Raw genomic sequence first — 24,276 nt, forward strand, 5'->3', positions numbered from 1 at the left:
TCAGCACGGACACCACCCCTGCCGCGACGGCGCACGATGCCTCACGGACATCTCTGAGGAGACGCTCGGACATGTGCCCAGCCCTTCCCTCCGAGTGATCGGTCAACTAGGCTGTGTGCTCTCATGCCACGAGATTCGCAGCTCTCGGACGCCGAGTCCTCCACCCGCCGCCGCACCCTCGTCCAGGCTCTGCGGCGACTCGACCCGTATCTCCACGGCATCCGTCTCCGCTGGACCCTGGGCCTGCTGTCCGCCGTGGGAGCCGGCATCGTGGCGCTGATCATCCCCCAGGTGATCCAGGAGCTGGTCAACTCGGTGCTCGCCGAGGGGGCGGACTCCGGCGCCGTCTGGGGCGCGGCGGGGCTGATCCTGGGGTTGGGCCTGCTCGAGGCCGCGCTGTTCTTCCTGCGGCGCATCTTCGTCATCCCGCCGTCCTCGGACGCCGAGACCTCGATGCGCACCACGCTCTTCGACAGGCTGCAGCATCTGCCCGCCAGCTTCCACACGGCCTGGGGCGCCGGCCAGCTGCAGTCCCGGGCCATCGCCGATCTGAACCTGCTGCGCCGCTGGTTCGCCTTCGGCTCGATCATGTTCATCTCCTCGCTGGTCAGCATGGTGATCGGACTGATCCTGATGATGTCGCTCTCGCCGCTGCTCGCCGTGATCTTCCTGGTCGCCGCCGTGCCGATCACCATCTACGGCCCGCACTTCCGGCGCCGCTTCGTCGGCTACTCCCGGCGCGCCCAGGACCAGGCCGGCGACGTCGCCACGCAGGTCGAGGAGTCGGTCCACGGCATCCGCGTGCTCAAGGCCTTCGGCCGCGGGCACCACGCGCTGAAGAGCTTCGCGACCGAGGCGGAGAAGCTGCGCGGCACCGAGGTCCGCAAGGCCCGGACCCAGGCCGAGTTCAACATGGTCATGGTCGTGCTGCCTGAGACGGTGCTGGGACTCTGCCTGTTCATCGGCCTCTGGCAGGTCGCGAACGAGGAGACCACCGGCGTCAGCGTCGGTGCGCTGGCGGCCTTCTTCGCCACCGCCGCAGTGCTCAAGGGCCCGGTGGAGGGCGTCGGGATGCTGCTGGGCATGACCTTCACCGCCAAGACTGCCATCGACCGGCACGCCGACGTGATGGACACCGAGAACACCATCGCCTCGCCCGATGCGCCGGACACCGCCGAGGAGCAGGGGCTGCTCGAGTTCGACGCCGTGCACTTCCGCCACCCCGACGCGGACCCGGCCGAGCGCGATCTGCTCGACGGGGTCTCGCTGCGGCTGGAGCCGGGCGAGACGATGGCCCTGGTCTCGCAGACCGGCGGCGGGACCTCGACGCTGATGAGCCTGGTCCCGCGGCTGCACGACGTCACCTCCGGCGCAGTGCGCGTCGACGGCGTCGACGTCCGCGACTACGAGCTGGCCGATCTGCGCTCCCGGCTCGCCGTCGCCTTCGAGGACCCCACGCTGTTCTCGGCGACGGTGCGCGCCAACGTGCTGCTGGGCACCGCGCATGCGCGCGACGCCGACGACCCCCAGCATCCCGCGCGGGCGGAGACGCCGACCGCCGACGAGCTGGAGGAGCTCATGCGGCGGGCGCTGACCACCGCCGACGCCGACTTCGTCGACGACCTGCCCCATGGGGTCGACACCCCCATCGGCGAGGAGGGGCTCAGCCTCTCCGGCGGCCAGCGCCAGCGCCTGGCCCTGGCCCGGGCGATCGCCGCCTCGCCGTCGATCCTGCTGCTCGACGACCCGCTCTCCGCGCTGGACGTGCGCACCGAGGAGCGGGTGACCGCGCGGCTGCGCGAGGTGCTCGACGGCACGACCACGCTGATCGTCGCCCACCGCCCCTCGACCGTCGCGCTGGCCGACCGGGTCGCGCTGCTGCGCGAGGGACGCATCACCGCAGTCGGCACCCACTCCGAGCTGCTGGCGTCCAGCCCCGGCTACCGCCGCGTGATGAGCACGACGCCGGAGCCGGAGGAGCCGGAGGGGCTGAAGGACGACGGCGACGGTGGCACGACCCGCGAGGCCGAGGACGCCTGCGACTGCCCGGAGCCCGGATCGCGGCAGGAGGTGCCCCAGCATGGCTGAGCAGACCGACGCCCGGCACGCCGACCCAGGCACGGACCGGCCCGATGACCGGCCCGCGGCCCCGCGGGACGGCCGCGCCCTCGAGGTCCCGGACTTCGACGCCGACCCGGTCGCCGCGACCATCGGCACACCGATCTCCGACGAGCTGCGCGCCGGCCGGTTCTCCCCCTCGGACCCCGCCTACGACCACCTGCGCGGCACCGCCGGCGAGGAGCAGGTGCAGATGGACGCCGACGAGCGGAGGTTCATCCGCCGCCGCTCGCTGAAGCTGCTCGCGCACCTGTCGAAGGGTGTGCGGGCGAAGCTGCTGCTGACGGTGGCCTGCGTGCTCATCGCCCAGGCCGCCCAGGCCTCGACGCCGATGATCATCGCCTGGGCCATCGACTGGGGCCTGCCGCGGATGACCGAGGGCGAGATGATCGGCATGTGGCTGCCCGGCTCGGCCTATGTCGTCGCCGCGCTCACCGCAGGGCTGCTCATCATGGCCTACACCCGGATGACCGCGTCGGTCTCCCAGCAGATGCTGTTCACGCTGCGCGGCGAGGTCTTCCGCCAGACCCAGCAGCTGAGCCTGGACTTCCACGAGGAGTACACCTCCGGCAAGGTGATCTCCCGGCAGACCTCGGATCTGGAGTCGCTGCGCGAGCTGCTCGACGGCGGCATCAACTCGCTGGTGCAGGGCGTCATGTTCATGACCTTCACCGCGATCTCCATCTGGATCATGGACTGGCGCTCGGGCCTGCTGCTGCTCGCCGTCGCCGTGCCGATCGGTTTCCTGGGCCGCTGGTACCAGCTGCGCTCGGAGGTCGCCTACCGCCAGACCCGCATCTCCTCGGCACGGATGATCGTGCACTTCGTGGAGACGATGACCGGCATCCGTGCCGTGCAGGCCTTCCGCCGCGAGACCGCCCGCTCCCGGCAGTACCGCCGGCTGGCCGGCGCCTACCGCGACGACATGGTCCACTCGCTGGGGCTCTTCGGCATCCTGCAGCCCACGCTGATGGCGCTGGGCAACCTGACGGTGACCGCCGTGCTGGTCTGGGGCGGGTTCCGCGTGCTCTCCGGAGACCTCGATGTGGGCATCCTGGTGGCGCTGCTGCTGGCCACCAAGCGCGTCTTCCAGCCGCTGGACATGATCGCGATGTTCTACAACTCGCTGCAGTCGGCGACGGCGGCGCTGGAGAAGGTCTCCGGACTGCTCGAGGAGCAGCCGACGATCGAGGAGACCGAGGAGCCGGAGCATCTGGACTCCTGCGCCGGCGAGGTGCGCTTCGCCGACGCGGCCTTCCGCTACACCGAGGACGGCCCCACAGTGCTCGGCCCGCTGGACCTGCACATCCCGGCCGGCCAGACCGTCGCCGTCGTCGGCACCACCGGCGCGGGCAAGTCGACGCTGGTGAAGCTGCTGGCGCGCTTCTACGACGTCTCCTCCGGATCGCTCACGCTCGACGACGTCGACCTGCGCGAGCTCGCGCTGGACGACCACCACCGGCATGTGGCGATGGTGACCCAGGAGGCCTTCCTGTTCTCGGGCAGCATCCGCGACAACATCGCCCTGGGCCGGCCCGACGCCGACGAGGAGGAGATCGTCGACGCCGCCTGGACGGTGGGCGCCCACGAATTCATCGCCTCGCTGCCCGAGGGCTATGACACCGACGTCTCCAGCCGCGGCGGGCGGCTGTCCGCCGGCCAGCGGCAGCTGATCTCCTTCGCCCGGGCCTTCCTGGCCGATCCGGCGGTGCTGATCCTCGACGAGGCGACCTCCTCGCTGGACCTGCCCAGCGAGCAGCTGGTCCAGCAGGGGCTGCAGAAGCTCCTCGGACACCGCACCGCGCTGATCATCGCCCACCGGCTGTCGACGGTGACGATCGCCGACCGGGTGCTCGTCGTCGACCACGGGCAGATCGTCGAGGACGGCTCCCCCGACGAGCTCATCGCCGCCGGCGGCTACTTCTCCCGGCTGCATGCCGCCTGGGAGACCTCGATGACCAGCTGATCGCGTCCAGCCGCCGCCCGCCCCGGCGACTCAGCGCATCAGCGGCAGCACCGCCGAGAGGTCGGCGCGCACTCCGGAGGCGGCGACGTCGCCGGCCTCGAGCGCCTCCTCCCAGGCGCGACCGCCGGCGGCCAGCTGCAGCCAGACCTGCGGGCTGAGCTCGACCACGTTCGGCGGCGTGCCCCGGGTGTGAGTCGGGCCCTCGACGCACTGGGTCACGCCCAGCGGCGGCACCCGAACCTCCACGGAGTTCCCGGGCGCGACTTCGGCGAGCTCCTCGAGCAGATAGCGCACCGCATCGGCCAGCGTGCGACGGTCCAGCGCTGCCGGGTCCTCGGCCTCGCGCCAGGCGCGCACGGCCGCGCGGCCGCGGGCGGCGGTGATGCGGCGTCGGGCCATGCTCAGCGCCTCCCCGCCTCGATCCCGGCCGTCACAGCCGCTCCAGCACCGGAGACGCCAGCCGGATGCTGCCGACCTGCTCGCCGTCGACGCCGCCGACGATGGGCTTGTTGATCTTCGTCAGCACCCGGGCCAGATCGTCGAGGTCGATGACCCCGCGGGCGGCCAGCAGGCTCAGCGCCACGAGGTTGTTCGCTCGCTGGCTGCCGTCGAGGGTCTTGACCGCAACGGCGGTGCCGTCGGGCGCGCCGACGAGCAGCACGCCCTCGGCGCCCAGCTTGGCCAGCAGTCCCAGCTCCTCCATGACCACGGTGTTGGCCTCGCCGCGGCCGTGCACCGCCCAGGGGAAGTCGAGCATCGCCTGGTTGACGGTGAAGGCGTGGACCTCGGCGTCACGGCGGGAGGTGGCCGAGGCGATCGCGGAGAAGCCGCGGGCCAGCCCGGTCAGCGACACCGTCGGCGCCGGCGCGCCGCAGCCGTCGACGCCGACCACGCCGGGGGTCTCCCGGCAGTACTCGGCGATGACCTCCATGACCGCCTGCTGCATCGGGTGCTCGGGGCGGGTGTAGGTGGCCAGCCGCCAGCCCTGGGTGCGGGCGGCGGCCAGGAAGGCGGCGTGCTTGCCCGAGCAGTTGAACGCCAGCCGCGTCTTCGGCCGGCCGTTCTCGAGGTGGTCGATGAAGTCCTGCTCGCGGGCGGGCCAGGCGGTCGGGCACTTCATGTCCGACTCGTCCAGCGACTCGGCGCGCAGCATCGAGGCCACCAGCTCCTGGTGGCGCTTGGAGCCGTGATGCGAGCCGCAGGCGACGGCGACGGCCTCGCCGGAGATCAGCGCGCCGCTGCGCAGCGCGGCGATCGCCTGGAAGGGCTTGAGCGTCGAGCGCGGGAAGATCGGCCGCGACGGCGCGCCGAGGGACTCGACGACGGAGCCGTCGGGATCGACCATCACCGCCGAGCCGATGTGCCGGGACTCCACCGTGCCGGCGCGGGTCGCCCAGGCCAGCTCGGCGGACTCCTCGACGGCGGCGGTGTGCGCCGCGGTCGAGGACGAGGACTGCTTCGCGGAGTTCGTCGCGCTCATGCCTCCTAGTCTATGCACCTGCACGCTCGCTGTCCGGGGGTTCATGGGCGGGCCGCGCGCGGAGGGATTCGCGTACGCTGGATCACTGTGAAGATCCTCGTCGTCGGCCCCGGAGGCCGTGAACACGCCATCGTCCGCGCGCTGCTGCGCGATGAGTCCGTCGCCGCCGTCGAAGCCGCGCCCGGCAACGCCGGGATCGCGGCCGACGTCGTCTGCCACGCCCTCGACGCCTCCGACGGCGACGCCGTCGCCGGCCTGGCGGTCGACGGCGGCTTCGACCTGGTCGTCGTCGGCCCGGAGGCTCCGCTGGCCGCCGGAGTCGCCGACGTCGTCCGCGCCGCCGGGGTGCCGGTCTTCGGCCCCTCCGGCGCCGCCGCGCAGCTGGAGGCGTCCAAGGCCTTCGCCAAGGACGTCATGCATGCCGCCGGGGTGCCCACCGCCGGCTCGGTGCACGCCTATGACGTGGAGACCGCCGCCGCGGCCTTGGACCGTTTCGGCGCCCCGCATGTGGTCAAGGACGACGGGCTGGCCTCCGGCAAGGGCGTGGTGGTCACCGAGGACCGCGCCGTCGCGCTGGCCCACGCCGAGACCTGCTTCGCCGCCGGCGGCAGCGTGGTCATCGAAGAGTTCCTCGACGGTCCCGAGGTCTCGCTCTTCGTGCTCTGCGACGGCGAGGACCTCGTCCCGCTCTCCCCCGCGCAGGACTTCAAGCGCATCCGCGACGGCGGCGAGGGCCCGAACACCGGCGGAATGGGCGCCTACACCCCGCTGGACTGGCTGACCGACCGCACCGAGGTCGGCCCCGACGGCGTCTCCCGCGACGTCACCGAGACGGTGGTCGAGCGCGTGGCGAAGCCGACGCTGGCCGAGATGGCCGCCCGCGGCACGCCCTTCGTCGGGGTTCTCTACTGCGGGCTGGCGGTCACCTCCCGCGGCGTGCGCGTGGTCGAGTTCAACGCCCGCTTCGGCGATCCGGAGACCCAGGCGGTGCTCGAACGCCTCGAGACCCCGCTGGGTCAGCTGCTGCTGGACTGCGCCACCGGCTCGCTGGGCGCCGACCGCGAGCTGAGCTGGCGCGAGGGCTACGCCGTCGACGTCGTCCTGGCGGCCGAGAACTACCCCGACAGCCCGCGGAAGGGCGACGTCATCACCGGGCTCGACGCCGCGGCCGCCCGCGAGGGCACGTCCGTGCTGCATGCCGGCACCGCGACCGACGACGACGGCGCAGTCGTCACTGCCGGCGGGCGGGTGCTGGCCGTGGTCGGCACCGGCGAGACGCTGCAGCAGGCCGTCGACCGGGCCTACGCCGGCGTCGGCGAGATCTCCTGGACCGGCGCGCAGCACCGGAGCGACATCGCCGCCGAGGCGCTGGCCGGACGGGTGCAGGTGCCCGGCGCCGCCGGAGACGGCGATGACGCCGCCGCCTCGGGCCGCGCCGACGACGGCGCGCCGTCGTCGATCCCCGGCTGGGTCCACGTCTCCTCCGGCAAGGTCCGCGAGCTGCACCGGCCGGCGGCGGGCTCGGCCTGGGACGGCGAGGACGTGCTGCTGGTGGTCGCCTCCGACCGGATCAGCGCCTACGACCACGTGCTCTCCACTCCGATCCCGGACAAGGGCCGGGTGCTCACCCAGCTGAGCCTGTGGTGGTTCGCCCAGCTCGAGGCCGCCGGCGTCCCCTCGCATGTGGTCTCCACCGAGGTGCCCACCGAGGTCGCCGGCCGGGCGATGATCTGCCGCGCACTGGACATGGTCGAGGCCGAGTGCATCGTCCGCGGACACCTGACCGGCTCCGGGCTCGCCGAGTACCGGCAGTCCGGCACGGTCACGTCCATCGCGCTGCCCGACGGGCTCGTCGACGGCTCGCAGCTGCCCGAGCCGATCTTCACCCCGTCGTCGAAGGCCGAGCAGGGCGGCCACGACGAGAACATCAGCTTCGCCACGCTGGTCGAGCAGGTCGGCGCCGAGCAGGCCCAGCAGCTGCGCGAGGCGACGCTGCGGGTCTACACGCTGGCCGCCGAGACCTGCCGGGCGGCCGGGATCATCCTCGCCGACACCAAGCTGGAGTTCGGCCACGACCCGCGCACCGGCGAGCTGGTCCTCGGCGACGAGGTCCTCACCCCGGACTCCTCGCGGTTCTGGCCGGCCGAGGAGTGGGAGCCGGGCCGCGCCCAACCTTCCTTCGACAAACAGTACGTCCGCGACTGGCTGACCTCGCCGGCCTCGGGCTGGGAGCGCGGCTCCGCCGTCGCCCCGCCGCCGCTGCCGGCCGACGTCGTCGTCGCGACCCGCGAGCGCTACCTCGACGCGTATCGCCGGCTGACCGGCTGCGAACTGGACGACTGAAACACTCCTGGTCAGCACGATCTCCGACCGTCAGCAGGGCTCATACTGCACCTCCGGCAGAGTTCATAATGCACCTTGAGCATGATTCGAGCGGAGCATCCGGCCGAGGCCGCGTGACTCCCGGACCGCCTCTGTCGATCATTTCGCAGGGTCGCGAGATGTCGCCGGTCCATTGCCCCACGACCTCTCACAGCCCTGCGAAAGGTCCTCACGACGCCGCCAGGTTCCGTCGCGGCGCGGCGATGCGCCGCCGCGCCGTCCGCCTGACGGACGGCTGCCTCCCCGATTCATCGCGCCCTCCCCGAGCCCAGTAGACTGAAGCCATGTCCTCCCGCGAGCAGCATCGGCAGGTGACGGTGCGCCATGCCCCGCGCCTGGTCCCCTTCCTGGTCGTCGGCGCAGCCGTCGGCGTGGTCGCCGCCGTCGTGCTGGCGATCGTCAACGGCCCGACCGAGGGCTACTCCACGCTGAGCTCGGCCGGCTTCCTCGCCGTCGTCCTCGGCCTGCCGGGGCTGGCCCTCGGCGCCGTCGCCTGGCTGATCGCCGAGCGCCGCACCCGCGGGCGCGGCCGCACCTACGACGCGGTGCCGCGGGAGTCCGGATCCGGCGCCGCCCCCACTGAGAGGAACTCCGCCCATGGCCAGCGCTGACGGCCGCCTGAACTTCAATCTGCTGGACGAGGACGCCGCTCCCCAGGACGAATGCGGCGTCTTCGGCGTCTGGGCCCCCGGCGAGGAGGTCGCCAAGCTCGCCTACTACGGGCTCTACGCGCTGCAGCACCGCGGCCAGGAGTCCGCCGGCATCGCCGCCTCCGACGGCGAGTCGATCCGGGTCTACAAGGACATCGGGCTGGTCTCGCAGGTCTTCGACGAGTCGACGCTGACCGCGCTGCGCGGGCACATCGCCGTCGGGCACTGCCGCTACTCCACCACCGGCTCCAATCAGTGGTCGAACGCCCAGCCGACCCTCGGCGACACCCCGCACGGCACCGTCGCGCTGGGCCACAACGGCAATCTGACCAATTCCGGGGATCTCTACGACCGGCTGGTCGAGCGCAACGGCGGCGAGGCTCCGGCCTTCGGCGAGCTGGCCCAGGGCAACACCACTGACACCGCCCTGGTCACCGCGCTGCTGAAGGACCAGCCCGGCGAGGACCTCGAGGCCCAGGCGATGCAGCTGCTGCCGACGCTGCAGGGCGCCTTCTGCTTCGTGTTCATGACCGAGAACACCCTCTACGCCGCCCGCGACGCCCAGGGCGTGCGCCCGCTGGTGCTCGGCCGGCTGGACCGCGGCTGGGTGGTCGCCTCCGAGCAGTCGGCGCTGGCGACGGTCGGCGCCTCGGTGATCCGCGAGATCGAGCCGGGCGAGTTCATCGCCATCGACGCCGACGGCGTGCGCAGCCAGCACTTCGCCGCCTCGGACCCGGCGCGCTGCGTCTTCGAGTACGTCTACCTGGCACGGCCCGACGCGCTGATCAACGGCCGCTCGGTCTACGAGTCGCGCGTGGAGATGGGCCGTCAGCTGGCCCGCGAGGACAGCCACGACGCCGACATCGTCATCCCGGTGCCTGAGTCCGGCACGCCGGCGGCGGTGGGCTACTCCGAGGAGTCCGGGCTGCCCTTCGCCCAGGGCTTCATCAAGAACTCCTACGTCGGCCGGACCTTCATCCAGCCCTCGCAGACGCTGCGCCAGCTGGGCATCCGGCTGAAGCTCAACGTCCAGGACCACGTGGTCCGCGACAAACGGGTGGTCGTCGTCGACGACTCCATCGTCCGCGGCAACACCCAGCGGGCCATCGTGCGGATGCTCAGGGAGGCCGGCGCCGCCGAGGTGCACGTGAAGATCTCCTCGCCGCCGATCAAGTGGCCCTGCTTCTACGGCATCGACTTCGCCACCCGGGCGGAGCTGATCGCCACCGGCGCGACGATGGACGAGATCCGCCAGGCGGTCTCCGCCGACTCGCTGGCCTACATCTCGGAGGAGGGGATGATCGCCGCGACCGAGCAGCCGCCCTCGACGCTGTGCACCGCCTGCTTCTCGGGCCAGTATCCGATCCCGCTGCCGCCCGAGTCCCGGCGCGGCAAGCTGCTGCTGGAGGATCCGGCCGTCGGCGGCTCCGCGACGTCCGAGGCCGCCGGATCCTCGGGATCGGGCTGCGAGCCAGGCCCGGACGCCGAGTTCGACGTCGCCGACGAGATCCCCACGGAGGCCCCCCGATGACCGGACAGCCCGAGCAGGCCGGACGGCCCGAGCCGATCACCTATGCGTCGGCCGGCGTCGACGTCGAGGCCGGAGACCGCGCCGTCGAGCTGATGAAGTCGGCGGTGCAGGCCACCCACTCCTCGGCCGTCATGGGCGGGGTGGGCGGCTTCGCCGGACTCTACGACGCCTCGGCGCTGACCCGGCTGCCGAAGCCGCTGATGGCCACCTCCACCGACGGAGTGGGCACCAAGGTCGCCATCGCCCAGGCGATGGACCGCCACGACACCATCGGCCACGACCTCGTCGGCATGGTCGTCGACGACATCGTGGTGATGGGCGCCGAGCCGCTGTTCATGACCGACTACATCGCCTGCGGCTCGGTGGATCCCGACCGGATCGCCGCGATCGTGCGCGGCATCGCCGAAGCCTGCTCGCTGACCGGCACCTCGCTGATCGGCGGGGAGACCGCCGAGCACCCGGGGCTGCTGGCCGCCGACGAGTACGACGTCGCCGGGGCGGCCACCGGCGTCGTCGACGCCTCCGCAGTGCTGGGCCCGCAGCGGGTCCGCTCCGGCGACGTGGTGATCGGCATGGCCTCCTCCGGCGTGCATTCCAACGGCTACTCGCTGGTGCGCCGCGTGCTGGAGTCGGCCGGCTGGGGCTACGAGCGCCATGTCACGGAGTTCGGCCGCAGCATCGGCGAGGAGCTGCTAGAGCCGACGCGGCTCTACACCCGCTCCTGCCTGGACCTGGTGCGCGCGCTCAACGGCGACCCGGCCGAGTCCCCGACCGCCGACGACGCCCCGGTGCGCGGCTTCAGCCATGTCACCGGCGGCGGGCTCGCCGCGAACCTGGCCCGCGTGCTGCCCGAGGGCCTGATGGCCACCGTCGACCGCTCCACCTGGTCCTGGCCGGCGATCTTCCGGGTGATCGCCGAGCTGGGCGCCGTCCCGCAGGCGGATCTGGAGCGCACGCTGAACCTCGGCGTCGGGATGGTCGCCGTCGTCGACGCCGAGCACGCCGAGTCCGCGCTGGACACGCTCGCGGCCGCCGGCGAGGCCGCCTGGGTGATGGGCGAGGTCTCCGCGCACGACCCGCAGGACGCGCGGGTGGCCGAGGCGGGCGAGGATTTCGTCCAGGGGGCGAAGGGCGTCGACGGCGGTGGCGTGCTGCTCACCGGCTCCTACCCGTCCTGAACGTCGGCCCGACAGGTCGCCCCCCCCCCCCGAGGGGGGCTTTCCTGGCGTCGACGACCGAGACGCCCGGGCCGCGGACGACGGATACAGTGGCCCCATGGACAGACCCCAGGAACCGGCTCCCGGCTCTCCGGGGTCCCAGCGTGCGCTGGCCGCGGCGAACCGCCGCCGCGTCGAGGACGTCCTGCGGCGGCAGGGCAGCATCTCGCAGGCCGACGTCGCCCGGTCCACAGGGCTGGCACCGGCCACAGTCTCCAACATCGTCCGCGCCCTGCGCGCCGAGGAGATCGTCGAGCGGGCGCCGGCGGAGCACGGGCGCCGGCCTCTCATCCGCCTGGCGCCCTCGGACGCCGCCGTCGCCGGACTCGACTTCGGGCACCGCCACCTCTCGGCGGCCCTGGCCGATCCGTCCGGGACAGTGCTCGCCGCGCGCCGCACCGCGCTGGCCGCGGCGACCACGGCCGAGCGCTCGCTGGCCCTCGCCGGCGACCTGCTCGAGGGCCTGCTCGGCGAGTCCCGGCGCGACCACGGCTCCCTGCGCGCCGTCGGCCTGGGCCTCCCCGCACCGGTGAGCCAGCCCAGTGGGCGCATGGATTCCCAGGCGATCCTCCCCGGATGGGCCGACGTCGACGTCGTCGACCAGGCCCGCCGGCAGCTCGACGTCCCGGTGGTCGTGGACAACGACGCCAACCTCGCGGCCCTGGCCGAGCACCGGTGGGGCGCCGGCCAGGACGTCGAAGACCTGGCCTACATCAAGCTCTCCGAGGGCGTCGGCGGCGGACTGCTCATCGATGGCCGACCCTTCCGGGGCCGGGGCGGCACCGCCGGCGAGCTGGGGCACACCACCGTCGAGGAGAACGGCCGCGTCTGCCGCTGCGGCAACCGCGGGTGCCTGGAGACGCTGGCCTCCGCACGGGCACTGGTCGAGCTCCTCGAACCGCGCCTGGGGCCCGAGACGACCATCGCCGACATCGTCGCCGCCGCCGCGGAGGGCGAGCACTCCTGCCTGCGCGTGCTGACCGACACCGGGCACCACGCCGGTCGTGCGCTCGCCGATCTGTGCAACATCGTCAACCCGCAGCGGATCATCGTCGGCGGCGAGCTGGCCCAGGCCGGCGAGCTCCTGCTGGCCCCGATGCGCGAGGCCGTCCGTCGCCACGCCGTGCCGAGCGCCACGCACGCCCTGGACATCCGCCCGGCGGCCCTGGGCGATCGGTCGGCGGCGCTGGGGGCCGTGGCCCTCGCGCTCGAGCGCATCGCAGCGGAGGCGACCGACTCTGCAGCGCATTCCTGACGTTCAACCTATGAATGAATAGACCACGTCTATCGATACATTCGTTCACTCTGTAGACGTCACACACCCCCTCCCCTAGGGTGACTCGCATCACGTACATTGCAGGGCACCCCGACCTCGCCGTCGCCTCGGCGACAAAGTCGGGGCGAGCTCCCCCGCGACGGAGAGGCGAGGCCATGACGGACACCGACCAGAGACCGGAATCCTTCCACACCGGGCAGGCGCTGCTGCTCGCCTCGGTGGCCGCACTCGGCGGCTTCCTCTTCGGATTCGACACCGCCGTCATCAACGGCACCGTCACCGCCGTGCGCGACGGCTTCGGGCTCAGCGCCGGACTCATCGGCTTCGTCGTCTCCTCCGCCCTGCTGGGCTGCATGGTCGGCGCCTTCCTCGCCGGCAAGCTCGCCGATCGCATCGGCCGCGTGCGGGTCATGCTCATCGCCGCCGCTCTGTTCCTCATCAGCGCTGTGGGCTGCACACTGGCCGTCGGCCCCTGGGATCTCATCGCGTGGCGCGTGATCGGAGGGCTCGGCGTGGGGACCGCCTCGGTGATCGCGCCGGCCTACATCGCCGAGATCTCGCCGGCGCAGATCCGCGGCCGACTGGGCTCGATGCAGCAGCTGGCCATCGTCACCGGAATCTTCGTCGCCCTGCTCTCCAACGCCTGGCTCGCCTCGGTCTCCGGCGGTGCGGGCGACGCGCTGTGGCTGGGTCTGGAAACCTGGCGCTGGATGTTCTTCACCGAGGTCGTCCCCGCCCTGGCCTACGGCATGCTGGCGCTGACCATCCCCGAGTCGCCGCGTTTCCTGGTCAAGAAGGGCGCGACGTCGAAGGCCAGGGAGGTCCTCGGCCGCATCCTGGAGACCGGCGTCGACGAGCGCATCGCCGAGATCCGCCGCACCCTGGGCAGCGAGGCCCGCACCCGGCTGAAGGACCTCCGCGGCCCGGCGCTGGGCCTGCTGCCCATCGTCTGGGTCGGCATCCTGCTGTCCACGTTCCAGCAGTTCGTCGGCATCAACGTGATCTTCTACTACTCCTCGGCGCTGTGGCAGGCCGTGGGCTTCACCGAGTCCGACGCGCTGACCCAGACGGTCATCACCGGCCTGACGAACATCGTGGTCACCATCATCGCCATCGCGCTGGTGGACAAGATCGGCCGGCGGCGGCTGCTGATGATCGGATCCTCCGGCATGACGGTCTCGCTGGCGGTGCTGGCCTGGATCTTCGCCAATGCGCCGCTGGTCGAGGCCGCCGACGGCACCATCACCCCCGAGCTCACCGACGCCGGCGGCGTCGTGGCGCTGCTCGCCGCGAATCTCTTCGTGGTCTTCTTCGGCATGTCGTGGGGCCCGGCGGTCTGGGTGCTTCTCGGAGAGATGTTCAACAACCGCATCCGCGCCACGGCGCTGGGCGTCGCCGCGGCGGTCCAGTGGCTGGCGAACTTCGCCATCTCCACCTCCTTCCCGGCCCTGGCGGATCTCAGCCTCGGCGTGGCCTACGGCTTCTACACGATCTGCGCAGCCCTGTCGCTGCTCTTCGTGATCCGCTGGGTGCCCGAGACCAAGGGCAAGCAGCTCGAGCAGATGGACTGACCCGCCGGCGGAGCCGCGCCCGTGGAGGTCACGTTCAGGTCACAGAGAGCATCGACGACTAGGCTCTCTTCTCGTGACGCCTCAGACTCCGCCAGCGGACGCTCCGCCCGTGACGGTCGCGCCGCTCTCCGACGACGCCCACGCCGAGTTCCTCGCCGCCCACCCGACGGCCTCCTTCCTGCAGAATCCCCGCTGGCCGGAGGTGAAGAGCGGCTGGCGCGGCGAGTCCCTCGGGGTCTTCGCCGACGACCGCCTCGTCGCCGCCACCCTGGTGCTGCACCGGCCGCTGCCGGTGCCCTCGGCCGTGCCGCTGGTCGGCGGCCGGACGCTGGCCTACCTGGCCGAGGGGCCGGTGTTCGACCCGGCCGACGTCGACCTGTCCTCGATGCTCACCGCGCTCACCGAGCGGCTGCGCCGCGACGGCGCCTTCCTGGTCCGCATGGGCCTGCCCGGGGTGCGCCGCCGCTGGTCCGCCGGCGACGTCCGCAGGGCGCTGGCCGCCGGCGATCATCGGATGCTGACCGAGCTCGAGCCGCTCGCCGTCGACGACGACGCCGAAGCCCTCCGCGACGAGCTCGCCGCGCTGGGCTGGCGCGCGCCCGGAGAGTCGGAGGAGTTCGAGGCCGGCCAGCCGCAGTTCCAGGCCCGCATCCCGCTGGTCGACGACAACGGCGCCGGCCTCGACGTCGAGGCGGTGCTGGCGCGGATGGACCAGACCTCGCGCCGGCAGACTCGCAAGTCCACCCGCTCGGAGCTGACCATCAGCGTCGGCGGCGAGGAGGATCTGCCCAGCTGGCAGGAGCTCTACGAGGAGACCGCCGCGCGCGACGGCTTCACCGGCCGGCCGCTGAGCTATTTCCAGCGCATGCACCGCGCGCTCAACGCCGCGGACGACACCGAGTGCACGCTGTACTTCGCCCATCTGGACGAGACCCTGCTGGCCGCGGCGATCTTCGTCCGGCAGGGTCGCTTCGCCTGGTACGTCTACGGCGCCTCGGCGGCGCAGGAGCGCAAGCGCTACGCCCCGCGGGCGCTGCAGCTGCGCCAGATCGAGGACGCGCTGGCCGCCGGGTGCCGCTGGTACGACCTGGGCGGGCTGAGCCCTTCATTGGATCCGGAGCACGAGCTGGCGGGCCTGACCCGGTTCAAGACCACGATGGGCGCCGACGTCGTGCAGACCCAGGGCGAGTGGGACTTCGAGATCAGCCCGCTGCTGGCCAAGGCCTTCCGGCTCTACATGGCCCGCCGCTGAGCGGGCGGGCGACTCCGAGGCTCAGCGGCCGGAGGTCGTCACCCTCGCCCCTCCTCGCGACCCCTCAGGTCTCGACGGATCCCGACCAGTGGTCGGGCTTGCCGAGCGCGAGAGGTGTGCTCACGCCGGAGGGTGCTGACGCACCTCGCGCAGGCTCTTCAGCAGCACGGCCGCGTGGTACGCCCGCTTCCGCAGATCGGGGTCCGGCCGGTAGCGGAACGGGCTGTGCACTGCACCGGCCCGGGCGGCGGCGTCCACGCGGGCGCGCTGGCCGGCGTCGGCGAAGCGGCGCGCCAGCGACAGCGGCACTGTGGTGTGCAGCGCGTCGGGGCGCGTGGTCTCCGGCAGCTCGCGCGGCAGCTCGACGCCGGCGCCGGTCAGCGCCTCGGCCAGGTGCTGCTGGACGACCAGCTCGGCCGGGTTCACCCCGCCGGCGGTGAGGTAGAAGTGATTGCGCCCCAGCCGCGGATTCATCTCGAAGAACTGCGGACTGCCGTCGCGCGGGTCGATCTTCACGTCGAACATCGCGAAGCCGTGCCAGTCGACCTCATGCAGGAACGTCTCGGCATGTTCGTCGATGCGCGGATCGGCCGACGTGAGGATGGCTCGGGAGTTGCCCTCCAGCCCCGGCGCATGGTCCTCCAGCAGCACCTCGCCGACGGCGCGCAGCCGGATCCCCCCGGCGCCGTCGCGAAAGTAGGAGCCCACCCGCATCTGCGAGTCGGGACCGGGGATGAGCTCCTGCAGCAGGAAGACGTCGTCGAAGCCGGCGCCGGCCGCGGCGTCGAGCAGCCGGCCGAGCTCGGCGGCGTCCTCGACGCGGTGCACCTTCCGCCGACCGGCGAAGGTGGTCTGCGCCCAGGCCCAGCTGTCGGCGGCCTTGAGGATCAGCGGGAAGTCGGCGCCCAGCTCCTCGAGCGTCGCGGCGACGATCTGTTCAGTGCGCGCCGGGTCGTGCTCGACCATCGACAGTCGCGTCTCGCGCGGGTGCGGGATGCCCAGCCGGCGACAGATCGCGGCGAAGGACTCCTTGTCGGCGACCTGCTCGACCGTCGCACGGTCCGGGAAGGGGATGACGTACCAGCGTTCGAGCTCCTCGCGGTGACGCAGCACCGCCTGGACGACGTGGTCGTAGGTCGCCAGCAGCACCAGCGGCCGCGGGTTCGCCCCGGAGTCGGTCAGCCGCTCGGCGACGTCGATCAGCGCGGTGATCGTGGTCTGCTCGTCGGTCATCACGCCGGCCGGGAAGGCGTCGAGGATGCGCGAATGCTTCAGGTTCCGGTTCAGCCGGGTGGGGACCACCGCCGAGACCACGCCGAAGGCCTCGTGGAATTCGCGGGCCCAGGAGTATGCCCCGACGTCTCCGCCGGTGATCACGGGGACGAAGGGCTGCTCGGCGGGGATCTGCATGCCAGGAAGACTATCAACACCCGGCCCGTGCGCTCCGGCAGCGGCACCGTCGTCGCCCCGAGTGTGACCTCGCCCACCCCTCTAGCAAACTTAACCATACGTCCGGTATAGTTTGTGGCATGACGATGACCTCCCCCCTCCCGCTGGCGCGCCGGACCGCCATGCCCCGGTGGCGCCGCTGGAGCGTGCTGGGGATCGTCTCCGCCGCCCTGGCGCTCATCACGCTGGACAACTCCATCCTCTACACCGCGCTGCCGGTGCTCACCGAGCAGCTCGGCGCGACGTCGGGCCAGTCGCTGTGGATCATCAACGCCTACCCGCTGGTGATCGCCGGTCTGCTGCCCGGCGCCGGGGGTCTGGGCGACCGGATCGGGCATAAGCGGCTCTTCCAGTACGGCCTCGGTCTCTTCGCACTGGCCTCGCTGACCGCCGCGTTCTCCCCGACCCCGGAGTTGCTCATCGGCGCCCGGGGACTGTTGGCCGTCGGCGCGGCGGCGATGCTGCCGGCCACGCTGGCGCTGATCCGCGTGACCTTCTCCGACGAGCGCGAGCGCACGCTGGCCGTCTCGATCTGGGCCGGGGTCTCAGTCGCCGGCCTGGCCGCCGGCCCCGTGGTCGGCGGCCTGCTGCTCGAGCACTTCTGGTGGGGCTCGGTCTTCCTGGTCAACGTGCCCGTCGCCGTCGCCGCCTCCGCGGCGATCGTCGCGCTCGGCCCGGCCAACGTCACCGATCCCTCGCGCCGCTGGGACGGGGTCTCCTCGGCGCAGGCGCTGCTCGGCCTGGGCGGAGCGGTGCTGGCCATCAAATCCCTGGCGACGACGCCGCCGCACTGGACCACCGCCGGCGCGGCCGCCGTCGTCGTCGCCGCCGTCGCGCTGACCGCCTTCGTCCGGCGGCAGCGCCGGCTGGCCGACCCGCTGATCGACTTCTCCATCTTCGCCAACCGCGCCTTCAGCGCCGGAGTGGTCTCCGCAGGGGCCAGCATCTTCGCGATCATGGGGCTGCAGTTCGCCGTCACCCAGCGCTACCAGCTGGTGGAGGGCTTCACCCCGCTGCAGGCCGGGCTCGTGGTCGCCGTGCTCTCGCTGGGGGCGCTTCCGGTCGCGCTCGCCGGCGGGGCGGTGCTGCACCGGCTCGGCCTGCTGGTGCTCATCGGCGGCGGCCTGAGTGTGGCCGCGCTCGGCGCCGGGAGCCTCGTCGTCGCCGCCGTCGCCGACCGGCTGGACCTGCTGCTCGCCGGGCTGCTGGTCCTCGGCCTCGGCCTCGGCGCGGCGATCTCAGTGGCCTCGACGGCGATCATCGGCAACGTGCCGCGGCATCGAGCCGGGATGGCGGCCTCCCTCGAGGAGGTCTCCTACGAGTTCGGCGGACTGGTCGCCGTCGCCGTGCTGGGCAGTCTGTTGAACGCCGTCTACCTGCATGCCCTGGAAGGGCCCGACGGCGCCGACGGGGTCGCCGCGCCGAGCCCCGCGGCGGCGCTGAGCTCCTCCGATCCGGCGCTCGCCGCGGCCGCCGCCGAGGCGATGGACTCCGCCTTCCTCGCAGTGGTCGTCGCCGTCGCCGTCGCCATGGTCCTCGGCGCGGCGGCCACGGGCTGGCTGCTCCGCCGCCATCTGCCGGGCACCGCCTCGCAGGCGCATCCCGGCGACCACTGAGCCCGGGAGGCGAGGACGTGTTCGGCGACCGGGCGCCGCGCGACATACCCTGGAATGCAGCCTGCACCGCGGGCACCGCACCCGCCCGAGACCCCTGAGGTGACCGACCATCCGACAGTCCAAGCGCACCGAGATCCTCGAGGCGGCCACCCGCATCGTCCAGCGCGACGGCGTGACCGCCCTGACCTTCGAGTCCGCGGCCGTCGAGTCCGGGCTGACCAAGGGCGGGCTGCTCTACCACTTCCCCAGCCGCGAGGATCTGCTGCTGGCGCTGCACGAGCATGTGGCCGGACAGTGGGAGGCCTGCATGGAGCGCGAGGCGGGGGCGCCGCACGACCAGCTCCCCGCCGCCCGGCGGCTGGAGGCCTACATCCGCGCCTCGCAGAACCCGGACCGTGCCGAGCTGCTGCTCATGCTGGAGTCCGCGCAGGACTCGGACGCGCAGGCCGCCTGGGACCAGGTCCACGAGCGGTGGTCGCCGCCGGCCCCCAGCGGCGAGGCGGCGGACTCCGGGGAGGCGGACTCCGGGACGCAGCGCACCGGCGTGGCCGTCGCTCCCGAGCTGCTGCCCTTCCTCGCGCGGCTGGCCGCCGACGGGCTGTGGTTCTACGAGGCGCTGACCCCGGGCACGTTCGACGCCGGGCAGCGGGCGCGGATCGTCGAGGCCATCGTGCAGCTGGGCGCCGCGGACGAGACGCCCTGATCCGCTCGGCGTGACTGCCGGCGCGCCCGCTCAGCACAGCGCGGCGTCGAGCTCCTCCAACGCCGGAGTGATGCGCGTGCGCCAGCGGAACGGCGCCTTGGCGTCGGCGCGCGAAGGGCCGCCGTTGATGACGCCGATGGGCCGGCCGGAGCGATGCATCTGCAGCGCGACGCGGAAGCCGCTCATCACCGCCATCGAGGAGCCGACCACCAGCAGCGCGCGGGCGTCAGCGACCATCGCGTCGACGGCGACCTTGCGCTCGGCGGGCACACTCTCGCCGAAGTAGACGACGTCGGGCTTCAGATGCGTCGAGCCGCAGACCAGGCAGCCGACCATGTGGAAGCGGGCGACCCAGGATTCGTCCAGCTCGACGTCGCCGTCAGGGTTGACGTTCTCCGCGGCGACGGCCGCGGCCTCGGCGAAGCCGGGGTTGGCCTCCTCCAGCCGGCGGTCCAGGCCCGCCCGGTGCTCGCGGTTGTCGCAGGTCAGGCACAGCACCGTGTCCAGGTCCCCGTGCAGCGGGACGACCGGGTCCGCGCCGGCGGCGGCATGCAGCCCGTCGACGTTCTGGGTGATCAGCCCGCCGAGGTGCCCGCGTCGCTGCCATTCGGCCAGCAGACGGTGCGCGGCGTTCGGGGCCGCGGCGCTCATATGCCGCCAGCCGACGAAGCTGCGGGCCCAGTAGCGACGGCGCGCGGCGTCGTCGTGCCGGAACTCCTGGTACGTCATCGGCCGGTGCCGACGCAGCGAGCCGTTCGGGCCGCGATAGTCGGGGATGCCGGAGTCGGTGGAGACCCCGGCGCCGGTCACGCACAGCACCTCGCCGCCGCGCAGCAGCTCGAGGATCCCGTCCCGCGCGACGGCCGGGTCCTGCGGCTCGGCGGTCTCGTCGACGACGCGGGCGATGGAGCGCAGCGCGGCCCGGTGGGCATCGGCCACGGGGGCCGGGAACGACTCCGACGTCAGCTCCTCCACGCGGCATGACCTCCCGGCACGACAGAGAACGACCCGACGGTCATCGTCGGGTCGAACGGACAGGATGCGCGTCGCACCCTCGGCGGCGGCGCCGACGGCGGCTCGCGGTGAGCGCTCCGCTCAGCGGCCGTAGCGTTCGGAGAGCTCGTCGACGTCGTACGGATCGTCCTCGGAGGAGGTGGTGTCCTCGACAGGAAGATCGCCCCGCTTCTGCGCCAGCTCCCTCTCGAGAGCGGACAGATCAGTGTTCGGGGTGTAGTACTTGATCTCCCGCGCCTGCTTGGTTGCTTTCGCCTTCTGACGGCCGCGCCCCATGAGCGAGACCCCCTCTGTCGTCTCTGGTCCTCGCGATGTCGGGCAGGAATCACCGCGGGAGTAACTCTACGATCTCCTGATTCGTGCTTCCCAGGTTAACATGTCTGCGGAACGTCCGTCGCCGAGCGGGACGCGACGGCGCGGCCGCGCGCGCCCGTGGCATGCGGAACCGCACAGCACTGACCCCCGCCGTCGCAGTCGAGGGACTGCGACCGCCGGCCACGCGGGGCGGCCCCGATGCGAGCGATGTCACTCCGCTCGTCCCACCGACGACGGCGACCGCGCGGCCCGCGGGACCGGACCGCCCCGTGGGCCGGTCGCGTCGGCCGCGATCGACGGGCAGGACACGGCGGCGCCGCAGACAGGCCACGGACAGGTGGGACGATGGACGATGGCCCACCCCTGCGCCCCTTGGAGGACCCGATGAGCACATCTGCCGACGCCGCACCCGAGCTGCCCGAGCTGCGCTGGTCCTCCGCGCCGCTGGAGGATCTGGGGACCCTCGTGGTGGTCCACTCCCCCGACGACGAGGCGATCCGCGCCGCCGGGCTGGCCCGCCCGCAGGGTGCCGAGCCCGACGTCGCGGCCATCGGGCGGCTGCTCGAGCAGCAGATGGACACGTTCGAGCGCCTGGACCCGGCCACCGCCGACCGCGAGATGAATCCGCTGCCCACGGATCGCGGCGCCGTCGCGGAGGCGGTGGCCGCCTACGCCGCCGGCGACCTGGCCGCCTTCGACGCCCTCGCCGTCGCCCAGCCGGGGCCGAAGTTCCGCCAGCGGGTCTGGGCGGCGCTGCGCGAGGTGCCGGCCGGCGAGACCGTCTCCTACGGGGAGCTCGCCGTCATGGCCGGGCGCCCGCAGGCGCACCGGGCGGCGGCGAGCGCCTGCGCGCACAACCAGGTGGGCTTCGCGGTGCCCTGCCACCGGGTGATCCTCGCCGACGGGTCCATCGGCGGCTACGGCTTCGGCGGCGTGGGGATCAAGCGCGCGCTGCTCGCCCGGGAGGGCGTGCACCTGTAGCGACCGCCCTTCCCCATGCATCGAGCGGCGGGCCCGCGCGGAGCCCGGGCAGGCGTCAGGCTCCGGCCGAGGCCTCCAGTGGCTCCTCCTGCTTCCGCACAGTCAGCCCGTGCATCGCCGCGGAGTCCGCCGAGAGCTCGTCGCGGTCGACGAGCACCGTGTCGCCGTCCTGGACGTCGCCGGAGAGCAGCAGCCGGGCCAGCTGGTCGCCGATCTCGCGCTGGACCAGCCGGCGCATCGGCCGGGCACCGTAGGCCGGGTCGTAGCCGGCGACGGCGAGCCACTCGCGGGCGTCGTCGCTGACCTCCAGGGTGAGTCGACGCGAGGAGAGCCGCTGCGCCAGCGACTCGACCTGCAGGTCGACGATGCTGCCCAGCTGCTCCATGGACAGCACGTCGAACATGACGATGTCGTCCAGCCGGTTGAGGAACTCCGGCTTGAAGGAGCGGTTGACCACATCCATGACCTGGCTGCGCCGCTGCTCCTCCTCGAGCTGCTGGTCCACCAGGAACTGGCTGCCCAGATTGGAGGTCAGGATCAGCACCGTGTTGCGGAAGTCCACCGTGCGGCCCTGGCCGTCGGTCAGCCGGCCGTCGTCGAGGACCTGCAGCAGGATGTCGAAGACCTCGGAGTGGGCCTTCTCCACCTCGTCGAGCAGGATCACCGAATAGGGACGACGCCGGACCGCCTCGGTGAGCTGGCCGCCCTCGTCGAAGCCGACGTAGCCGGGAGGCGCACCCACCAGCCGGGCGACCGAATGCTTCTCCGAATACTCGGACATGTCCAGCCGGATCATCGAGCGCTCGTCGTCGAAGAGGAACTCCGCCAGCGCCTTGGCCAGCTCCGTCTTGCCCACGCCGGTGGGGCCGAGGAACAGGAAGGAGCCGGTGGGCCGGTCCGGATCGGCGACGCCGGTGCGCGCCCGACGGACGGCGTCGGCGACTGTGGTGACAGCCGCCTCCTGGCCGATCAGCCGCGACCCGATGAGCTGCTCCATCTCGAGCAGCTTCTCCGTCTCGCCCTGCAGCATCCTCCCGGCCGGGATGCCGGTCCAGGCGGCGATGACCTCGGCGATGCCGTCGGCGTCGACCTCGTCGGCGACCATCTTCTCGCCGTGCTCCGGGGTGGTGGACTCCTCCGCCTCGGCGGCGGCGAGCTGCTCCTCGAGCTGCGGGATCTCGCCGTAGAGCAGCCGCGAGGCCTCGGCGAGGTCGCCCTCGCGCTGGGCCCGCTCGGCGTGGCTGCGCAGCTCGTCGAGCTGGACGCGCAGCTCGCCGGCCCGGTTGAGCTCCCCCTTCTCGGCCTCCCAGCGGGCGGTGAGCTCGGCCAGCTCCTCCTTCTTGTCGGCCAGCTCGCCGCGCAGCGTCTCCAGCCGCTCGGCGGAGCCGGCGTCGGTCTCGGCGGCCAGGGCCATCTCCTCCATGGTCATCCGGTCGACGGTGCGGCGCAGCTCGTCGATCTCCACCGGGGCGGAGTCGATCTCCATGCGCAGCCGCGAGGCGGCCTCGTCGACCAGGTCGATGGCCTTGTCCGGCAGCTGGCGGCCGGAGATGTAGCGGTCGGAGAGCGTGGCGGCGGCGACCAGCGCGGAATCGGCCACGGCGACCTTGTGGTGGGCCTCGTAGCGCTCCTTGAGACCGCGCAGGATGCCGATGGTGTCGGGCACCGACGGCTCGCCGACCAGCACCTGCTGGAAGCGGCGCTCGAGCGCGGCGTCGGATTCGATGTTCTCGCGGTACTCGTCCAGCGTGGTCGCGCCGATCAGCCGCAGTTCGCCGCGGGCCAGCATGGGTTTGAGCATGTTGCCCGCGTCCATCGAGCCCTCGGAGGCTCCGGCGCCGACGACCGTGTGCAGCTCGTCGATGAAGGTGATGATCTCGCCGTCGGCGTTCTTGATCTCCTCCAGCACCGCCTGCATGCGCTCCTCGAACTCGCCGCGGTACTTCGCCCCGGCGATCATCGCGCTGAGGTCCAGCGCGATCAGCGTCTTGTCGCGCAGCGACTCGGGGACGTCGCCGGCCACGATGCGCTGGGCCAGCCCTTCGACGACGGCGGTCTTGCCGACGCCGGGCTCGCCGATGAGCACCGGGTTGTTCTTGGTCCGACGGGAGAGCACCTGGACGACGCGGCGGATCTCGGCGTCGCGGCCGATGACCGGGTCGAGCTGCCCCGAGCGGGCGATCTCGGTGAGGTCGGTGCCGTACTTCTCCAGCGACTGGAAGGTGCCCTCGGGGTCCGGGCTGGTGACCTTGCGGTCGCCGCGCAGCCTCGGCAGCTCGGCCTTCAGCGCCTCGGACGTCGCCCCCGCCTCGGCCAGCGCGCGACCGGCCGGGCCGGCGTCGGCGGCGACGCCGATGAGCAGGTGCTCGGTGGAGACATAGTCGTCGCCCATCTGCTGGGCCTCGGCCTGGGCCGCCTTCACCACCGAGAGCCCGGCCTGGGAGAACTGCGGCGAGGAGACGGCGTCGCCGGAGGTCGAGGGCAGCTGCTGGATGGCCGCCGAGGCGCGGGTGGAGATCGCGTCGGGGTCGACGCCGGCGGCCTTGAGCAGGGCGACGGCGACCGACTCGCGCTGGTCCATCAGCGCCTTGAGGATGTGCGCGGGCTCGACCTGGGGGTTGCCCGCAGTGTTGGCGTTCATCGCGGCGGCCGAGACGGCCTCCTGCGATTTGGTGGTGAGCTTGACGTCCATGGAGGAAGCCCCTTCCAGTCGATGTCGACGGCCGCTCCTCGAGGAGGTTCGACGATCCTCTGA

Annotated in this window: 18 protein-coding genes; 12 read left to right on the forward strand and 6 right to left on the reverse strand. The window is 72.5% G+C overall.

Translation table 11 applies throughout. The annotated features are described in order from the left end of the window. Positions 1-123: 123 nt before the first annotated feature. Positions 124-2,088, forward strand: a complete 1,965-nt coding sequence (locus GCL72_RS07180) for an ABC transporter ATP-binding protein (protein WP_153144026.1) — start codon at positions 124-126, stop codon at positions 2,086-2,088. Positions 2,089-2,311: 223 nt separating this feature from the next. Beyond that, positions 2,312-4,084 carry an ABC transporter ATP-binding protein gene (locus GCL72_RS07185; protein WP_153144193.1) on the forward strand — a complete coding sequence of 591 codons (1,773 nt, stop codon included), beginning with the start codon at positions 2,312-2,314 and terminating at the stop codon, positions 4,082-4,084. A gap of 30 nt (positions 4,085-4,114) precedes the next feature. On the opposite strand, the gene GCL72_RS07190 is transcribed toward GCL72_RS07185, so the two are convergent. Together GCL72_RS07190 and GCL72_RS07195 are read right to left on the reverse strand one after the other, a co-directional pair. Continuing rightward, positions 4,115-4,483 (reverse strand): sterol carrier family protein, encoded by a 369-nt coding sequence (locus GCL72_RS07190; protein ID WP_211364997.1) that lies wholly within the window; start codon positions 4,481-4,483, stop codon positions 4,115-4,117. A 31-nt stretch (positions 4,484-4,514) separates the two neighbouring features. Next, a complete protein-coding gene (locus GCL72_RS07195; RefSeq protein WP_153144028.1) occupies positions 4,515-5,564 on the reverse strand; it encodes an asparaginase in 1,050 nt (349 codons plus the stop codon). Between the two features lie 87 nt (positions 5,565-5,651). Here GCL72_RS07195 and purD point away from each other — a divergent pair, with 87 nt between their 5' ends. The 7 genes from purD (at position 5,652) to GCL72_RS07230 (ending at position 15,443) form a co-directional block, all read left to right on the forward strand. After that, positions 5,652-7,907 (forward strand): phosphoribosylamine--glycine ligase, encoded by a 2,256-nt coding sequence (gene purD, locus GCL72_RS07200; protein WP_153144029.1) that lies wholly within the window; start codon positions 5,652-5,654, stop codon positions 7,905-7,907. A gap of 323 nt (positions 7,908-8,230) precedes the next feature. Next, a complete protein-coding gene (locus tag GCL72_RS07205; RefSeq protein ID WP_153144030.1) occupies positions 8,231-8,557 on the forward strand; it encodes a hypothetical protein in 327 nt (108 codons plus the stop codon). Beyond that, the gene (gene purF / locus GCL72_RS07210) at positions 8,544-10,127 is read left to right on the forward strand and encodes an amidophosphoribosyltransferase (protein ID WP_153144031.1); all 1,584 of its coding nucleotides are present in this window, start codon (positions 8,544-8,546) and stop codon (positions 10,125-10,127) included. The genes GCL72_RS07205 and purF overlap by 14 nt, the downstream gene beginning before the upstream one ends. Further along, the gene (gene purM, locus GCL72_RS07215; RefSeq protein ID WP_153144032.1) at positions 10,124-11,305 is read left to right on the forward strand and encodes a phosphoribosylformylglycinamidine cyclo-ligase; all 1,182 of its coding nucleotides are present in this window, start codon (positions 10,124-10,126) and stop codon (positions 11,303-11,305) included. Before purF ends, purM begins: the two co-directional genes overlap by 4 nt. A gap of 97 nt (positions 11,306-11,402) precedes the next feature. Continuing rightward, on the forward strand, positions 11,403-12,599 hold the full coding sequence (locus GCL72_RS07220; protein ID WP_153144033.1) for an ROK family transcriptional regulator: 1,197 nt from the start codon (positions 11,403-11,405) through the stop codon (positions 12,597-12,599). A gap of 176 nt (positions 12,600-12,775) precedes the next feature. Beyond that, the gene (locus tag GCL72_RS07225) at positions 12,776-14,191 is read left to right on the forward strand and encodes a sugar porter family MFS transporter (protein WP_153144034.1); all 1,416 of its coding nucleotides are present in this window, start codon (positions 12,776-12,778) and stop codon (positions 14,189-14,191) included. A 109-nt stretch (positions 14,192-14,300) separates the two neighbouring features. Then, positions 14,301-15,443, forward strand: coding sequence for a lipid II:glycine glycyltransferase FemX (locus GCL72_RS07230; RefSeq protein WP_153144035.1), 1,143 nt, complete (start codon positions 14,301-14,303; stop codon positions 15,441-15,443). Positions 15,444-15,563: 120 nt separating this feature from the next. On the opposite strand, the gene GCL72_RS07235 is transcribed toward GCL72_RS07230, so the two are convergent. Next, complete coding sequence (locus GCL72_RS07235) at positions 15,564-16,853, reverse strand: carboxylate--amine ligase (protein WP_153144036.1); 1,290 nt, start codon at positions 16,851-16,853, stop codon at positions 15,564-15,566. Positions 16,854-16,972: 119 nt separating this feature from the next. On the opposite strand from GCL72_RS07235, the gene GCL72_RS07240 reads away from it, so the two are divergent. Together GCL72_RS07240 and GCL72_RS07245 are read left to right on the forward strand one after the other, a co-directional pair. Beyond that, entirely contained in the window at positions 16,973-18,508 is a 1,536-nt protein-coding gene (locus GCL72_RS07240; protein ID WP_170289586.1) for an MFS transporter, read from the forward strand. Positions 18,509-18,641: 133 nt separating this feature from the next. Then, the gene (locus GCL72_RS07245) at positions 18,642-19,211 is read left to right on the forward strand and encodes a TetR/AcrR family transcriptional regulator (protein ID WP_211365004.1); all 570 of its coding nucleotides are present in this window, start codon (positions 18,642-18,644) and stop codon (positions 19,209-19,211) included. Positions 19,212-19,241: 30 nt separating this feature from the next. Here GCL72_RS07245 and GCL72_RS07250 read toward each other — a convergent pair whose 3' ends face one another. Together GCL72_RS07250 and GCL72_RS07255 are read right to left on the reverse strand one after the other, a co-directional pair. After that, positions 19,242-20,186 (reverse strand): Sir2 family NAD-dependent protein deacetylase, encoded by a 945-nt coding sequence (locus tag GCL72_RS07250; protein ID WP_153144038.1) that lies wholly within the window; start codon positions 20,184-20,186, stop codon positions 19,242-19,244. Positions 20,187-20,306: 120 nt separating this feature from the next. Next, positions 20,307-20,501, reverse strand: coding sequence for a DUF3073 domain-containing protein (locus GCL72_RS07255; RefSeq protein WP_153144039.1), 195 nt, complete (start codon positions 20,499-20,501; stop codon positions 20,307-20,309). A 423-nt stretch (positions 20,502-20,924) separates the two neighbouring features. Here GCL72_RS07255 and GCL72_RS07260 point away from each other — a divergent pair, with 423 nt between their 5' ends. Next, positions 20,925-21,521, forward strand: a complete 597-nt coding sequence (locus GCL72_RS07260; protein ID WP_153144040.1) for an MGMT family protein — start codon at positions 20,925-20,927, stop codon at positions 21,519-21,521. Between the two features lie 55 nt (positions 21,522-21,576). Here GCL72_RS07260 and clpB read toward each other — a convergent pair whose 3' ends face one another. Next, positions 21,577-24,213 (reverse strand): ATP-dependent chaperone ClpB, encoded by a 2,637-nt coding sequence (clpB, locus tag GCL72_RS07265; RefSeq protein ID WP_153144041.1) that lies wholly within the window; start codon positions 24,211-24,213, stop codon positions 21,577-21,579. Between the last annotated feature and the right edge of the window lie 63 nt (positions 24,214-24,276).

This window comes from Nesterenkonia halophila (assembly GCF_009467795.1).
Lineage (GTDB): Bacteria > Actinomycetota > Actinomycetes > Actinomycetales > Micrococcaceae > Nesterenkonia > Nesterenkonia halobia.

Coding starts and splice junctions, on each gene's coding strand:
- GCL72_RS07180 (WP_153144026.1), top strand. CDS start 124: ATGCCACGAGATTCGCAGCTCTCGGACGCCGAGTCCTCCACCCGCCGC.
- GCL72_RS07185 (WP_153144193.1), top strand. CDS start 2,312: ATGGACGCCGACGAGCGGAGGTTCATCCGCCGCCGCTCGCTGAAGCTG.
- GCL72_RS07190 (WP_211364997.1), bottom strand. CDS start 4,483: ATGGCCCGACGCCGCATCACCGCCGCCCGCGGCCGCGCGGCCGTGCGC.
- GCL72_RS07195 (WP_153144028.1), bottom strand. CDS start 5,564: ATGAGCGCGACGAACTCCGCGAAGCAGTCCTCGTCCTCGACCGCGGCG.
- GCL72_RS07205 (WP_153144030.1), top strand. CDS start 8,231: ATGTCCTCCCGCGAGCAGCATCGGCAGGTGACGGTGCGCCATGCCCCG.
- purF (WP_153144031.1), top strand. CDS start 8,544: ATGGCCAGCGCTGACGGCCGCCTGAACTTCAATCTGCTGGACGAGGAC.
- purM (WP_153144032.1), top strand. CDS start 10,124: ATGACCGGACAGCCCGAGCAGGCCGGACGGCCCGAGCCGATCACCTAT.
- GCL72_RS07220 (WP_153144033.1), top strand. CDS start 11,403: ATGGACAGACCCCAGGAACCGGCTCCCGGCTCTCCGGGGTCCCAGCGT.
- GCL72_RS07225 (WP_153144034.1), top strand. CDS start 12,776: ATGACGGACACCGACCAGAGACCGGAATCCTTCCACACCGGGCAGGCG.
- GCL72_RS07235 (WP_153144036.1), bottom strand. CDS start 16,853: ATGCAGATCCCCGCCGAGCAGCCCTTCGTCCCCGTGATCACCGGCGGA.
- GCL72_RS07240 (WP_170289586.1), top strand. CDS start 16,973: ATGACGATGACCTCCCCCCTCCCGCTGGCGCGCCGGACCGCCATGCCC.
- GCL72_RS07255 (WP_153144039.1), bottom strand. CDS start 20,501: ATGGGGCGCGGCCGTCAGAAGGCGAAAGCAACCAAGCAGGCGCGGGAG.
- GCL72_RS07260 (WP_153144040.1), top strand. CDS start 20,925: ATGAGCACATCTGCCGACGCCGCACCCGAGCTGCCCGAGCTGCGCTGG.
- clpB (WP_153144041.1), bottom strand. CDS start 24,213: ATGGACGTCAAGCTCACCACCAAATCGCAGGAGGCCGTCTCGGCCGCC.